The sequence below is a fragment of the Brevundimonas sp. genome (genome assembly GCF_032055285.1).
GTDB lineage: Bacteria > Pseudomonadota > Alphaproteobacteria > Caulobacterales > Caulobacteraceae > Brevundimonas.
On record NZ_DAMBRE010000001.1, the window covers coordinates 634,958 to 648,175 of the forward strand.

The window sequence follows — 13,218 nt, forward strand, 5'->3', positions numbered from 1 at the left end:
CATATACGACGCTTCGTGCAATGCATTCAGCCTTCTCCGTTACGTCCCCTGAGATCGCCTTCGTCCCTGGAACGCAGCCTTAGCCGTTCTGGCGCATTCCGCTGGGCGAGGAGGGATTCCGCACGCCCGCCGCCAGGCGCCATGGGCCGAAACAAAGAATGAGTCCGAACGCACTTGATTAATCGGACACAAGTGTCCACTTGGCGATCTTCATGACCCGTCCCCTGCGAAAAGACGCCGCGGAACGCCGCGAGGCCCTGCTGAAGGCCGCCGCCGAAGCCTTTGCGCGCGACGGACTGGAGACGCCTCTGCACGTCATCGCCGAGCGGGCGGGCGTGGGGCGGGCGACGCTTTACCGCAACTTCGCCGATCGGTCGGAGCTGGCCCTGGCGGTCTTCGTGGGACAGATCGACGACCTGCATGCACGCACCCAGGCGCGGCTGGACGATCCTGACGTCTTTCTGTGGTTCCTCGGCCAGATGGTCGAGCTGATGATCCAGAGCGCGGGCCTGGCCGGCGCCATCCGCGACCTTAAGGACGAGGCCCTGGCCCCGATCCGCAACGGCCTGAAGCGCGCAGGGGCCGAGGCCCTGGCCGTGTCCCAGGCGGCGGGCCGAGTGCGGACTGACCTGAGCGTCGAGGACACCCGCGTCCTGGCCCTCATGCTGGGGGCGCCGTCGCGCACCGTCGGGGTCGCCGACCGGGATCAGTTGAGTCGACGCGCGCTGGAACTGGTGCTGGACGCCGTCCGGCCGCAAGCCGGGCTAGAGACAAGCCCTCAGGGACGCGCCGCATGAGCCGCCGCAACTGGGACCTGCCCTGGGACGACTATCTGGCGACGCTGAAGCCGCACGAGCGGCCGGCCCTGCCCGGCTCGCCCGCCACGCCCGACCATTCGACGCCCTGGCGGCTGGCCTATGCCGCCGTCGGGGTTCTGGTGGCCCTGACCGGCAGTCTGGGCAATGCGGCGGTGACAGCCAACATCCCCCTGCTGGCCGGCTCTCTGGGCGTGACCACGACCGAGGCCTCCTGGCTGCCCATCGTCTTCGTCATGACCAACGCCTGCATGAACCTGCTGCTTGTCAAGTTCAGGATGCAGTACGGGCTGCGGCTGTTCACCGAAATCATCCTGATGATCTTCCTGGCGACGGCGACGGCCCACCTCTTCCTCGAGGACTACGGCTCGACCCTGGTGGTGCGCGGCATCGCCGGGATCGCGGCGGCAGGGATGTCGACGCTCGGCATCCTCTACATCATTCAGGCCTTCCCGGCGCAGCACCGGCTGAAAGGCATCATCATCGGCGTCGGTCTGTCCAGCCTGGCCATTCCCCTGGCGCGGCTGGGGGTCGGCTATCTGCTGGATCGCGACCTATGGCGGGCTGTCTACATGTTCGACCTGGGCCTGGTGCTGATCGCCCTGCCCGCCGTCTTCGCGCTGAAGATGCCGCCGTCGCAGCGGGTCAAGGCCTTCGAGAAGCTGGACTTCGTCACCTTCGCCCTGTTCGCGCCGGGGGTGGCCCTGCTGACCGCCGTCCTGGGGCTGGGACGGATCGTCTGGTGGACCGAGGCGCCGTGGATCGGCCTGGCCCTGATCGGGGCTCTGGGCCTGCTGACCGCCGCCGTCATCATCGAGTACAACCGCGTCAATCCCCTGATCGACCTGAAGTGGCTGGCCGGCGGCGACATCGTGCGGCTGCTTCTGGCCATCCTCTTGGTGCGGATCGTCCTGTCGGAACAGACGACCGGCGCGGTCGGCTTCCTGCAGCAGATGGGTCTGGGCTACGAGCAGATGCACGGCCTGTCCTGGGTCATGCTGTTCGCCACGGCGGCGGGGACCCTGACCAGCGCCTTCACCCTGAACCCGACCAAGCTGTGGAAGCCTATCTCCATTGCGCTCGGCCTGATCGCCATCGGCGCCTTCATGGACAGCCACGCCACGGTGCTGACGCGTCCGGCCAACCTCTATTTCAGCCAGGCCCTGCTGGGCTTCGCCGCCGCCTTCTTCATCGGCCCGACCATGATCATCGGCTTCGGCAAGGTGTTGCAGGGGGGAGGCAAGCACATGGTCAGCTTCATCGTCGTCTTTTCGATCGGCCAGAATGTCGGCGGCCTGATGGGCTCGGCCATGGTCGGCACCATCCAGACCCTGCGCGAGAAGTTTCACTCCAACCAGCTGAGCGCCCACATCGACATGGGCGACCCCGAGGTGGTGCTGCGGCTGCAGCAACTGGGCGGCGCCTATGCCCACACCATCGGCGACGCCGCCCAGCGACAGGCTCTGGCGCTGAAGCTGTTGCAACAGCAGATCAGCCAGCAGGCCCAGGTCCTGGCCTACAACGACGTCTTCCTGCTGATCGCCGCCGCCGCCGCCGTCGGCGCGCTCTGGGTCGCCGTGAACCACTATCGCCCCCGTATCGAGGCGCGCCGCGCCGCCAACCGTGAAGCGGCCCAGGCCGCAGCCGCCGCTGTCGAATGACCCGGACCCGACCATGACCGACGCCACGCCCGCCCCCGCTCAAGCCCCCGCTCCCGCAGCCCCGGCAGCGCCGCCGCCCGCGCCCGCCGCTGCGCCCCAGCCATCCACCGGCCGCCGCGTCATGATCAGCGTGGTGCTGGCCTTGATCGCCCTGGTCGGGGTCGGTCTGGTGCTGCACGCCTGGCGTCTGCCGCCCTTCGACGGCGGGCCGCAGGTCACCGACAACGCCTATGTGCGCGGTCAGGTGACGGTCATCAGCCCCCAGGTCAGCGGCTATGTCACCTCGGTCGAGGTCCAGGACTTCCAGACCGTGCAGGCGGGCCAGCTTCTGGCCACCATCGACGACCGCATCTATCGCCAGCGGCTGGATCAGGCGACGGCGGCCCTGCACTCGGCTGAAGCGGCCCTGGCCAACTCGGCCCAGAGCCAGGCCTCGGCGCGCGGCTCGGTCGCCCAGACGCGCGCCTCCATCGCCGGGGCCGAATCCGCCGTGACGAAAGCCCGCGCCGACGCCCAGCGCGTGCGCACCCTGTTCGCCGGGGGCTGGGTGGCCCAGGCCCAGGTGGACACGGCCCAGAACGCCCTGCGCGCCGCCGAGGCGCAGTTGGCCGCCGCCCGCGCCGCCGAGGGCGTGGCCCAGACCAGCGTCACCTCGGCCGTCGTCAGCAAGGGCTCGCTGGAAGCCGCCGTCGAGAACGCCCAGGCCCAGGTGCGTCTGGCCCAGATCGATCTGGACAATACCCGCATCGAGGCTCCGCGCGCCGGACGTCTGGGCGAGGTCGCGGTGCGCGTCGGCCAGCAGGTCGCGGTCGGCACGCAGCTGACCGCCCTGGTCCCCGACGTGGTCTGGGTCACGGCCAATATGAAGGAGACGCAGATGCGCGACGTCCGCGTCGGTCAGCCGGTCGAGATCGCCGTCGACGCCCTGGGCGGAGCGAAGCTTAAGGGCAGGGTCGAGCGCATCTCGCCCGCCGCCGGGTCCGAGTTCAGCGTCATCCGCCCCGACAACGCCACCGGCAACTTCACCAAGGTGGCCCAGCGCATCCCCGTCCGCATCTCCATCGATCCCGGTCAGGAAGCGGCGACGCGACTGGCGCCCGGCATGTCGGTGACGGCGCGGATCGACGTAGCCGGCGCCCGCTGAACCGCGCCGACGCGAAAACTTCATCCAGCTTGAGGGTTGCGTCAGGCTGACGCAGCCCGCATCTGGTCCCGATGACCAGCACCCCGCCCACCACCGCCGCCGCCCCCAAGGGGCCGGGGTTCGCAGAATTCGTCTGCCTGATCGCCGTCATGATGGCGATGAACGCCCTGGCCATCGACGCCATGCTGCCGGCCCTGCCGCACATCGGCGAGGACCTGGGCGTGGTCAACGAGAACACCCGCCAGTGGGTCATCACCGCCTATCTGCTGGGCTTTGGCGGGGCGCAGCTGTTTTACGGCCCCCTGGCGGACCGGTTCGGTCGGCGGCCCATCCTGTTCATCGGCATCGGCCTCTATGTCGCCTTCAGCATCCTGGCCGCCTTCGCCCATTCGTTCGAGTGGCTGATCCTGTCGCGCATCGGCATGGGTCTGGGCTCGGCGGCGACGCGGGTTCTGGCCGTGTCGATTGTGCGCGACCGCTATTCCGGGCGGACCATGGCGCGGGTCATGTCGCTGAGCTTCCTGGTCTTCCTGGGCGTGCCCATCCTGGCCCCGACCGTCGGCCAGTTGATCATGCTAGTGGCGCCCTGGCGCTGGATCTTCGGCTTCTTCGCCCTGTTCGGCGGCAGCTTCCTGCTGTGGGCCGCCCTGCGCCTGCCGGAAACCCTGCACCCTGAAGACCGGATGCCGATCAAGGTGAAGCGCATCGCGGGGGCCTTCGGCCAGGCCCTGACCAGCCGCATCGGCATGGGCTACACCCTGGCCATGACGGCGATCAGCGGCGCCCTGTTCGCCTTCATCAACTCGTCGCAGCAGATCTTCTTCGACGTCTTCAAGTCGCCCGGCCTGTTCACCACCGTCTTCGCCATGGTGGCCGGCGGCATCGCCCTGGCCTCGGTGCTGAACTCGCGCATGGTGGAAAGACTGGGCTCGCGCCTGATCGCCCACACGGCCCTGTTCGGCTTCATCGGCTTCAGCCTGCTGCACGCGGCCATCGCCTATGCGGGGCATGACAGCCTGTGGGTCTTCGCCGCGCTGCAGGCCTGCAAGATGTTCTGCTTCGGCTTCATCGCCGGCAATTTCGGCTCCATGGCCATGGAGCCCATGGGCCATATCGCCGGCACGGCGGCCTCGGCCCAGGGCTTCATCTCGACCATCGGCGGCGCCCTGCTGGGCTTCTGGATCGGCCAGCACTTCGACGGCACCACCGTGCCGATGACGGTCGGGTTCGCAGCCCTGGGCGTCGTCGCCCTGCTGCTGGTTCTGGCCGCCGAGAAGGGACGCCTGTTCAAGGCCCACCACCTGCGGCCGATGCCGGCGAAGGCTTGATCTTTCCGGCGCGAGGGAGCCTTTTCGCACGCATCTGAATACGGAGCGTTCGATGACCCTGAAGCTGGTTGGGCAGGTTTCCGCCCTCGCCCTCGCCGCCGCCCTTGTCTCTTCCCTCGGCGCCTGCGCCACCGCGCCCGGAGGATCGGACATGACCGCGCCCGCCGCCACGCCCGCGACGCCCGCCTTCGCCTACGCCGACGACATCCACTCCAACGCCCGCCCGGCCGAGGCGCGGGTCGGCCATGTGGCCCTGGACCTGACCGCCGACTTCGCGGCCAAGACCCTGTCGGGCTCGGCGACCCTGGACGTCACGGGCCGCGTCAGCGCGACCGAGGTGGTGCTGGACACCAAGAACCTGAACATCCGCGGCGTGCGCGACGCGCAGGGCCGTCCGCTGCGCTATGAACTGGGCGCCGTGGACGCCATCAAGGGTCAGGCCCTGACGGTCCACCTGCCCGCCTTCGCCGGAACCGAGGTCCAGAAGGTCGTCGTCGACTATTCGACCCGTCCCGACGCGGCGGCCCTGCAGTGGCTCAGCCCGCAGCAGACAGCGGGCGGGCAGAAACCCTATCTGTTCAGCCAGGGCCAGGCCATCCTGACCCGCACCTGGGTCCCGACCCAGGACAGCCCCGGCATCCGCCAGACCTATTCGGCGCGCATCACGGCCCCCGCCGACCTGACCGTGGTCATGTCCGCCGAGCACCTGACACCGCAGGGCGAAGCCGCCTCCGCCGGCCAGAAGGCCTGGCGCTTCGACATGGATCGTCCGATCCCGCCCTATCTGATGGCCATCGCCATCGGCGACATCGCCTTCGCCTCCTTCGACGGCCGCACCGGCGTCTGGACCGAGCCCAGCCGGCTGGAGGCCGCCCGCGCCGAGCTGCAATCCACCCCGCGCATGGTGGACGCGGCCGAGGCGCTTTACGGTCCCTATCGCTGGGGCCGCTACGACCTGCTGGTCCTGCCGCCCAGCTTCCCCTTCGGCGGGATGGAGAACCCGCGCCTGACCTTCGCCACCCCGACCATCATCGCCGGGGATCAGTCCCTGGTCTCGCTGGTGGCGCACGAGCTGGCGCATAGCTGGTCCGGCAATCTGGTGACCAACGCCACCTGGTCGGACATCTGGCTGAACGAAGGCACTACGGTCTATTTCGAGAACCGGATCATGGAGGCCCTCTATGGTCGCGACCGCGCCATGCAGGAGCAGGTTCTGGGCTGGGGCGAACTGTCGGCCGAACTGGCCACCACGGCGCCGGACGACACCAAGCTGCACATCGACCTGACCGGACGCGACCCGGACGACGGCCTGTCGGGCGTGCCCTATGAGAAGGGCGCGGCCATGCTGCGCACCATCGAGCGCATCGTCGGCCGCCCGACCTTCGACGCCTGGCTGCGCGGCTATTTCGACCGCCACGCCTTCCAGCCCATGACCGACGTCGGCTTCCTCGCCGACATCCGCGAGCACCTGATCAAGGGCGACGCCGCGCTGGAGGCCCAACTGCAGCTAGAGAACTGGATCTACAAGCCGGGCATGCCGTCGAACTGGGTCCCGCCGGTGTCGCACGCCTTCGAGGCGGTGGACGCCCAGGCCAAGGCCTTCTTCGCCGACAAGGGCCCGGCCTCGGCCATCGACTGGAAGAACTGGAACACCCAGCAGCGCCAGCGCTTCCTCGCCTGGCGTCCCGAAGGTCTGGCGGCGGGCGCCGACTGGCTGACGGCGGCGCAACTGGCCGATCTGGAGAAGACGCTGAACCTGGCCAATGAGGGCAACGCCGAGCTGACCTTCGCCTGGCTGCAGATCGCCCTGGCCCACCGCTACGAACCCGCCGTCGCCACCGCCGACCGCTTCCTGACCAGCCAGGGTCGCCGCAAGTTCGTCCTGCCCCTGTTCCAGACCCTGTGGGGCGAGGGCGACTGGGGCCGTCCGATCGCAACGCGCATCTACGCCAAGGCGCGGCCCCTCTATCACCCGGTCACGACGGGCTCGGTGGATCAGCTGGTGGGCCGTCCGTAAGGCATGAAGCCCTCCCCCTCGAGGGGGGAGGGTTGGGTGGGGGTGCAGGCAGGCGGCGTCCGTGCCAGGCGCACGAGACTCCGTCGCGCCTCAGGTGCTTCAGCTCCCAACGGCGCGCACGCACCCCCATCCCCGACCCTTCCCCCCTCGAGGGGGAAGGGAGACGCGGAACTACAGGTTCACCACCTCGACGCCGTCCTCGCGGGCCAGTCGGTCAGCGAGGACGGCGCGGTGGCAGCCGCAGACCTCGGCCTCGAAACACAAAAGGGCGACGCGCTTTTCGCTCGCCACATGACGCAGCTGCTGGAAGGCGGCCTCGGCGTCGGGCTCCTGCATATGGGCGTTGAAGACGGCGTGCATGGTCGCCACGTCGCCCTTGCGCGCCGCGTCGCGCCCGGCCTTGGGCGTGCCCAGCGCCCGCAGTTGCAGATAATCCAGCCCCTCGGCCTTCAGGCTTTCACCCAGCACCGTCTTGGAAAAGCCCGCGATGCGCGACGAGGCCACGGCCCGCACGTCGGCGACCAGCTCGACGCCGGCCGCCTTCAGCCGGTCGATGACCTGGGGCTGGGTGGAGCCTTCATAGCCGATGGTGAACAGCTTCATGCGGCGATGATGCGCGCCTGATCGCTTGACGCCAAGCCTGCTCTGCCTTGACGGCGCACACGAAAACGGCCCCGCCTGTCACAGGTCGGGGCCGCTCTACGCTCAAGCTGATCGGGCGATCAGGCGGCCAGACGCCGTCGCTGAACCATCACCACGGCCCCGCCCGCCAAGGCCAGACCGAACAGGATCATCGCCCATTCCGACAGCGTCGGCACTGGAGCGGGAGGCGCGTTGAAATTGGCGACGAAACCGAAATCAATGGTCGCGTCGACGGACCAAGGCCCGCTCGTCCAATCGGCAGGATTGGCGCCGTTGTTGATGAAAACCAGGTCCCCGCCCGCGTATGGGTTGCTGTATGACGCTGCCCAATTGCCTGCGCCGGATGCGCCCGCTTGATCCCGCGACGTTGTCGCGAAGATCACATACTTCTGGCCGGGGATCACGGTCAGTCCCCCGGGCGGACTGAAGGTGATCAGTTGGGGAGTGGCGCCCGTCGTCGACCGGACCGCACTTTCATACAGCGCCGGCCCGGTGGCGCGATTGTTGGCATCGTCCCACAGATAGACCTCGCCACGGAAGACGACCGTTGACGGGACGCTCTGCATCTCGAAGCCGAAGCTGGTCAGTTGGGTCACACCGGCCGGGATGGTGATAGTCTGACCGTATGTCGCCGTGTCGGGCACACCAAAAATGCCGAAAGTTCCACTGGCTGCAGCCATGGTGTCGATGTTCTGAGCGGCGGCCTGACCGGCGAAGAGGGCTGTGGCCAGCGCGAGGGCGGCGACGATCGTTCTCAAGGGGCTTTCCAGTATCGCTGTACAGATGAACAAGCTTGGCTATTCGCGCGAGCCCGAATTCATGTCAACGGCGTTCGGTGAGCGCCACAGTTGGAGGAAGCCCATGAACCGTTACGCCCTGAAGGCCCTGCCCCAGAGCGCTGCTCTGGCCGCCGCCCTGATGCTGGCCGCCGCCCCCGCCGCCTTCGCCCAGAACCTGCTGATCCGGGGCGGGACCATCCACACGGGCGACGAAGCCCGGCCGACGGCCGAGGTCGTGGCCGTGCGCGACGGGCGCATCGCCTATGTCGGGGCGGCGAGCGGCGCGCCCTCGGCCGAGGGGCTGGAGGTCGTGGACCTGAAGGGCGCCACCCTGTTTCCCGGCTTCACCGACGGCCACGCCCATCTGGACGGCATCGGCTGGCGCGAGATGACGCTGAACCTTGAGGGCTCGGCCTCGGTCGTCGAGGCCATGGCGCGGCTCAGCGACTGGGCCAGGGCTCACCCTGAGGGCGTCATTGTCGGGCGCGGCTGGATCGAGACCCACTGGCCCGAGAAACGCTTCCTGACCGCCGCCGATCTGGACGCCGCCGCGCCGGGCCGGGTGGTCTTGCTGAGCCGGGCCGACGGCCATGCGGTCGCCGTCTCTAGCGCGGCCCTGGCCGCCGCCGGGGTCGATACGGCGACGCCCGCCCCCTCGGGCGGCGAGATCCTGAAAGACGCCAGAGGTCAGCCGACCGGCCTGCTGGTCGACGGAGCCATGGTCCTGGTCGAGCCGCTGACGCCCCAGGCCGACGCGGCGGCGACGCGCGCGGCCTATCGGGCGGGCTTCAACGTCTACGCCCGCTACGGCTGGACCGGGGTGCATTTCATGAGCGCCCCGTGGAAGGACGTGCCCCTGATGGAGGCGATGGCGCGCGAGGGCGAGGCGCCCTTGCGGGTCTATAACAGCATCGACATGGGCGACGCTCGCGCCCTGATGGCGGGCGGGCCGCGCGACGCGGGCGACGGGCGGATCATCACCCGCGCCGTCAAGTTCTACGCCGACGGCGCCCTGGGCTCACGCGGGGCCAAGCTGTTCCAGCCCTATTCGGACCGCCCCGACACCTCCGGCCTGATGCTGGCCTCGCGCGAGACGGTCATGCCGCTTTATCAGGAAGCCCTGCGCACCGGCGTCCAGATCGCCACCCACGCCATCGGCGATCAGGGCAACCACGACGTCGCGGCCTGGTACGAAGAGGCCCTGCGCTCCGTGCCGAAATCGGAATGGAAGCTGGCCGACCCGCGCTGGCGCATCGAGCACGCCCAGATCATCCGGCCTGCCGACTATCACTACTTCGACGAGCTGCCGATCATCGCCTCGATGCAGCCCAGCCACGCCATCGGCGACCTGCATTTCGCCGCCGACCGTCTGGGCGACGCGCGGCTGGACGGGGCCTATGCCTGGCACACCCTGGTGGATCGGGGCGTGATCGTGGTCGGCGGCTCCGACGCGCCGGTCGAGCGCGGCGATCCCCTGATCGAGTTCTATGCCGCCGTGGCGCGGCGCGACCTGAGCGGCTTCCAGGGGCCGGACTGGCGCCCGAACGAGGCCGTGGACCGGGCGACGGCGCTGAAGATGTTCACCCTGTGGCCCGCCTACGCCAGCTTCCGTGAAAACGAGCTGGGCACCATCGAGGTGGGCAAGCGGGCGGACTTCACCGCCTTCGACATCGACCTGATGACCGTGCCCGCCGCCGACATCCCCAAGGGCCATGCGGTCCTGACCGTGGTCGACGGCCAGGTGGTCTATCGGGCCGACTAAAGGCCCGGCTCGCCCCGCTGTGCGTTGCGGCGGGGCGGCGCATCGGTTAAGCCCCGCCCATGGAATTCTCCTCCGGTCGCCCGTTGCGGCCGGGGTTTGGCGTTGGAGCGCTCAGATGGCTGATTTCGCCCCCGGACTGGTCACCGTTTTCGGCGGCTCGGGCTTTGTCGGAACCCAGGTGGTGCGAGCCCTGGCCAAGCGCGGCTGGCGCGTGCGCGTCGCCGTGCGCAAGCCTGCCCTGGCCTATGAACTGCGCATGGCCGGCGACGTCGGCCAGATCCAGACCGTCCGCTGCGACATCACCGACAAGGCCGCCGTGGCCGAGGCGATCAAGGGCGCTGACGCCGTGATCAACCTGGTCGGCATCCTGTTCGAGACCGGCGGCCGCAAGTTCGAGGCCCTGCACGTCGAGGGCGCCGTCAATGTCGCCGAGGCCGCCAAGGCCGCTGGCGTCAAACGCCTGACCCATATGTCGGCCATCGGCGCCGACGTGAACGGCAAGGCCGCCTACGCCCGCACCAAGGGCGCCGCCGAGACCGCCGTGCGCGCCGCCTTCCCCGGCGCCGTGATCATCCGCCCGTCGATCATCTTCGGCAAGGAAGACGCCTTCCTGAACAAGTTCGCCGCCATGGCGACCTTCTCGCCCGCCCTGCCCCTGATCGGCGGCGGCGTGACGAAGTTCCAGCCGGTCTATGTCGGCGACGTGGCCGAGGCCATCGCCCGCGTCACCGTCTCGCCCGAGGCCGAGGGCAAGACCTTCGAACTGGGCGGACCCTCGGTCTGGACCTTCAAGGACATCCTCAAGTTCATCCTGCGCGAGACCAACCGCGAGCGCTTCCTGGTCCCCGTGCCCTTCTTCGCCGCCCGCATCCTGGGGTCCCTGGCGCAGATCCCGGCGGCGATCGGCCTGAAGCCCGCCCTGACCAAGGACCAGGTGCTGCTGCTGGAAGGCGACAACCTGGTCTCGCCGGGCGCCGAGGGTCTGGCCGAACTGGGCGTCGAGCCCACCGGTCTGGAAGCCATCGCGCCGGGCTACCTCTATCGCTACCGCGTCGGCGGGCAATACGCCGAAAGCCCGGCTGCGGCCTGATCGGTCGGCCCACGAAAAACCCCTCGGGACCCGCGTCCCGAGGGGTTTTTGTTTGCCCGCCGTGTAGAGCGCCTAAAGCGCGCCCGTCACCGCCAGACCGATGATCCCCGCCACGCCGACGATGATGCGCCACCAAGCGAAGGGGCCGAAGCCGCGCTTGGACACGAAGTCGAGCAGGAAGCGCACCACCACCAGGGCCGTCAGGAAGGCCGCCGCGAAGCCCACCGCGATCAGGCCGAAGTCGCTGAAGTCCAGCACGTCGCGGTTCTTGAACAGGTCATAGGCCACCGCCGCCCCCATGGTCGGCAGGGCCAGGAAGAAGCTGAACTCAGCCGCCGAGCGCTTGTCGGTCTTCAGCAGCAGCCCCCCGGCGATGGTGGCGCCCGAACGCGACACGCCGGGGATCATGGCCAGGCACTGGAACAGGCCGATCAGGAAATAGATCCGCATCGGATAGCGGTCGGCGTCCAGATAGACCGGGAACTTGTCCACCCGATCCAACCACAACAGCAGCAGCCCGCCGACGATCAAGGCGATGCAGATGACCAGCGGCGTCTCGAACAGCACGGTCTTGATGAAGCCGTAGGCCAGGAAGCCGATCACCACGGCCGGCAGGAAGGCCACCAGCAGGCCGATCAGGAAGCGCCGGGCCGCCGGATCGAAGGGCCAGCGCGTCGCCAGCTGCCACAGGCGCTTGAAATAAACGCTGATGATGGCCAGCAGGGCGCCCAGCTGGATGACGATCTCGAACGTCTTGCCGGTGCTTTCAAAGCCGAGGAAATGCCCCAGCAGCAGCAGGTGGCCGGTGGAGGACACCGGTATGAACTCGGTCAATCCCTCGACCAGACCCAGAAGGATCGCCGTCAGCCAGTCCGCCATGGAAACTCCGTCTCGACCGGCGACGGTTCGTCCGCCCCGGGCAGGCTCCTTCCTTAGCGCCCCGGACAAGACGCCGCCATTGGCGGATGCGCGGTTTTGCGCGACAAGGGCGGGGATGACAGCCTCCCTCGACGACGCCCACGCAGTCAGCCGCCGCATCACCACCCTGTCGGTGGGAACCGCCGTGGTTCTGATCGTGATGAAGGCCTTTGCCCTGGGCGCCTCGGGCTCGGTGTCCATCCTGGCGACCCTGGCGGATTCGGCGCTGGACCTGATCGCGTCTCTGGCCACCTTCTTCGCCGTGCGCTGGGCGGCGGCCCCGGCCGACCCCGAGCATCGCTACGGCCACGGCAAGGCCGAGGCCCTGGCGGGTCTGGTGCAGGCCGGCCTGATCTTCGCCTCCTCGGTCTTCATTGGCTGGGAGGCGGTGCAGCGCATCTTCGATCCCCGTCCGGTCAGCGCAGGCGGCTGGGCCGTCGGCGTGGTCTTGGTCTCGATCGCCGTCACCTTGTGGCTGGTGTGGATGCAGACCCAGGCGCTGAAGAAGACCGCCTCCCTGGCCGTGGCGGGCGACCGCGCCCACTATGCCGCGGACATCGCCGCCAATGTGGTGGTGCTGATCGGCGTCATCTCGGGCGCCTTCCTGCAGGCGCCGGGGTTGGACGCGGCGGCGGGTCTGGTCGTGGCGGTCTGGCTGTTCTGGGGCGCGATCTCGCTGCTGCGCGAGTCCGCCGACCACCTGCTGGACCACGCCGGACCCGAGGAGGCGCGCGTGGCCATCACCGCCGCCATCCTGGCCGACCCGCGCATCTCGGGCCTGCACCAGTTGCGCACCCGCATGGCCGGACAGGTGCTGATGGTGCAGATGCATGTCGATCTGGACCCTCAGCTGACGCTGGAGGCCGCCCACGCCATCGTGGTCGAAGCCGAGCAGCGCATCCTGGCCGCCTTCCCCCACGCCGACATCCTGATCCACGCCGACCCGCGCGGCCGGGCAGAAGTCCATGCGTCTCCCCCCTCCGTCGCCGCGCCCGAGCCGCTGGCGATCCGGCCCGGCCCCTGGTCATAGGCTGCGACGCGGCGTCGCGGTAAACGGAGCCT

At 69.0% G+C, this 13,218-nt stretch carries 11 protein-coding genes; 8 read left to right on the plus strand and 3 right to left on the minus strand.

Features of this window, described 5'->3' with window-relative positions; translation table 11 throughout:
• Positions 1-212: 212 nt before the first annotated feature.
• The 5 genes from RTY13_RS03215 (at position 213) to RTY13_RS03235 (ending at position 6,965) form a co-directional block, all read left to right on the plus strand.
• Positions 213-797 carry a TetR family transcriptional regulator gene (locus tag RTY13_RS03215; RefSeq protein ID WP_312781081.1) on the plus strand — a complete coding sequence of 195 codons (585 nt, stop codon included), beginning with the start codon at positions 213-215 and terminating at the stop codon, positions 795-797.
• Positions 794-2,476 carry an MFS transporter gene (locus RTY13_RS03220; protein WP_312781083.1) on the plus strand — a complete coding sequence of 561 codons (1,683 nt, stop codon included), beginning with the start codon at positions 794-796 and terminating at the stop codon, positions 2,474-2,476. The genes RTY13_RS03215 and RTY13_RS03220 overlap by 4 nt, the downstream gene beginning before the upstream one ends.
• 13 nt (positions 2,477-2,489) lie before the next feature.
• Positions 2,490-3,620 carry an HlyD family secretion protein gene (locus RTY13_RS03225; protein WP_312781085.1) on the plus strand — a complete coding sequence of 377 codons (1,131 nt, stop codon included), beginning with the start codon at positions 2,490-2,492 and terminating at the stop codon, positions 3,618-3,620.
• Between the two features lie 71 nt (positions 3,621-3,691).
• Positions 3,692-4,948, plus strand: coding sequence for a multidrug effflux MFS transporter (locus tag RTY13_RS03230; RefSeq protein WP_312781086.1), 1,257 nt, complete (start codon positions 3,692-3,694; stop codon positions 4,946-4,948).
• A 52-nt stretch (positions 4,949-5,000) separates the two neighbouring features.
• Positions 5,001-6,965 carry a M1 family metallopeptidase gene (locus tag RTY13_RS03235; protein ID WP_312781088.1) on the plus strand — a complete coding sequence of 655 codons (1,965 nt, stop codon included), beginning with the start codon at positions 5,001-5,003 and terminating at the stop codon, positions 6,963-6,965.
• 171 nt (positions 6,966-7,136) lie between these two features.
• Here the strand turns inward: RTY13_RS03235 and RTY13_RS03240 are convergent, their stop codons facing one another.
• On the minus strand, positions 7,137-7,568 hold the full coding sequence (locus RTY13_RS03240) for a DUF488 domain-containing protein (protein ID WP_312781089.1): 432 nt from the start codon (positions 7,566-7,568) through the stop codon (positions 7,137-7,139).
• Positions 7,569-7,687: 119 nt separating this feature from the next.
• Positions 7,688-8,365: an IPTL-CTERM sorting domain-containing protein gene (locus RTY13_RS03245; RefSeq protein WP_312781091.1), complete on the minus strand. Its 678-nt coding sequence runs from the start codon at positions 8,363-8,365 to the stop codon at positions 7,688-7,690.
• 103 nt (positions 8,366-8,468) lie between these two features.
• On the opposite strand from RTY13_RS03245, the gene RTY13_RS03250 reads away from it, so the two are divergent.
• Positions 8,469-10,148: an amidohydrolase gene (locus tag RTY13_RS03250; protein ID WP_312781092.1), complete on the plus strand. Its 1,680-nt coding sequence runs from the start codon at positions 8,469-8,471 to the stop codon at positions 10,146-10,148.
• Positions 10,149-10,263: 115 nt separating this feature from the next.
• Positions 10,264-11,238, plus strand: coding sequence for a complex I NDUFA9 subunit family protein (locus RTY13_RS03255; protein WP_312781094.1), 975 nt, complete (start codon positions 10,264-10,266; stop codon positions 11,236-11,238).
• 72 nt (positions 11,239-11,310) lie between these two features.
• Here RTY13_RS03255 and RTY13_RS03260 read toward each other — a convergent pair whose 3' ends face one another.
• Complete coding sequence (locus RTY13_RS03260) at positions 11,311-12,117, minus strand: undecaprenyl-diphosphate phosphatase (protein ID WP_312781095.1); 807 nt, start codon at positions 12,115-12,117, stop codon at positions 11,311-11,313.
• Positions 12,118-12,232: 115 nt separating this feature from the next.
• Between RTY13_RS03260 and RTY13_RS03265 the strand changes: the two genes are divergently transcribed.
• Complete coding sequence (locus RTY13_RS03265; protein WP_312781097.1) at positions 12,233-13,186, plus strand: cation diffusion facilitator family transporter; 954 nt, start codon at positions 12,233-12,235, stop codon at positions 13,184-13,186.
• Positions 13,187-13,218: the final 32 nt, after the last annotated feature.

What these genes read in the sequence shown, in the direction of transcription:
- RTY13_RS03240 (WP_312781089.1), bottom strand. Translation starts at nt 7,568, where the DNA reads ATGAAGCTGTTCACCATCGGCTATGAAGGCTCCACCCAGCCCCAGGTC.
- RTY13_RS03230 (WP_312781086.1), top strand. Translation starts at nt 3,692, where the DNA reads ATGACCAGCACCCCGCCCACCACCGCCGCCGCCCCCAAGGGGCCGGGG.
- RTY13_RS03250 (WP_312781092.1), top strand. Translation starts at nt 8,469, where the DNA reads ATGAACCGTTACGCCCTGAAGGCCCTGCCCCAGAGCGCTGCTCTGGCC.
- RTY13_RS03225 (WP_312781085.1), top strand. Translation starts at nt 2,490, where the DNA reads ATGACCGACGCCACGCCCGCCCCCGCTCAAGCCCCCGCTCCCGCAGCC.
- RTY13_RS03260 (WP_312781095.1), bottom strand. Translation starts at nt 12,117, where the DNA reads ATGGCGGACTGGCTGACGGCGATCCTTCTGGGTCTGGTCGAGGGATTG.
- RTY13_RS03265 (WP_312781097.1), top strand. Translation starts at nt 12,233, where the DNA reads ATGACAGCCTCCCTCGACGACGCCCACGCAGTCAGCCGCCGCATCACC.
- RTY13_RS03215 (WP_312781081.1), top strand. Translation starts at nt 213, where the DNA reads ATGACCCGTCCCCTGCGAAAAGACGCCGCGGAACGCCGCGAGGCCCTG.
- RTY13_RS03255 (WP_312781094.1), top strand. Translation starts at nt 10,264, where the DNA reads ATGGCTGATTTCGCCCCCGGACTGGTCACCGTTTTCGGCGGCTCGGGC.
- RTY13_RS03220 (WP_312781083.1), top strand. Translation starts at nt 794, where the DNA reads ATGAGCCGCCGCAACTGGGACCTGCCCTGGGACGACTATCTGGCGACG.
- RTY13_RS03235 (WP_312781088.1), top strand. Translation starts at nt 5,001, where the DNA reads ATGACCCTGAAGCTGGTTGGGCAGGTTTCCGCCCTCGCCCTCGCCGCC.